Origin of the sequence: Bradyrhizobium sp. NBAIM08 (assembly GCF_020193935.1) — a bacterium.
GTDB lineage: Bacteria > Pseudomonadota > Alphaproteobacteria > Rhizobiales > Xanthobacteraceae > Bradyrhizobium > Bradyrhizobium yuanmingense.
Genome location: NZ_JADYVR010000298.1, coordinates 1 through 454, shown reverse-complemented (window position 1 = coordinate 454; position 454 = coordinate 1). Strand labels below are relative to the sequence as shown.

1 protein-coding gene is annotated in these 454 nt (G+C 66.7%); it reads right to left on the bottom strand.

Annotation, left to right across the window (positions count from 1 at the left end):
* Positions 1-454, bottom strand: a 454-nt coding sequence (locus I6F37_RS39585; protein ID WP_225154315.1) for a ribonuclease HIII, incomplete at both ends; no start/stop codon positions are given.

Here is a 454-nt window from a genome sequence, read left to right as displayed (position 1 = left end):
GGGCAGGGAAATCCCCAGTTTTTTGGACGCCACATCCATCCAGTCAATGAACCGCTCGCGGGCCAGGATGGAGGCGGCGGCGACGGCGACATCGCTTTCCCCTTTGGTGCGCTGGTCCAGCCGGATGGTCCGGCCCCCGGGGCCGAGGGCTTTTTTCAGCACGCTCTCGTGGGCGAACTGGTCACTGAGCGCCCGCGGGCAGTCCGGTCGCTTTTTTAAGAGGTTCTCGATCACCGTGCTGTGCCCCCAGGCCAGCAGCCGGTTCAGGTTGCCGGCCTCCCCGTAGAGGTGATTGTAACGCTCCGGCCCCATGCTGACGACATCCCACTCCACGCCGGGGGTGGCCCGCACCGTGTCCGCCAGAGCCCGGATGCGGGCATCGGAGGTGATGGCTTTGCTGTCCTGCACCCCCGCCGCCACCAGCCGGCGGGCCACATCGGAATCGGTGTAAACC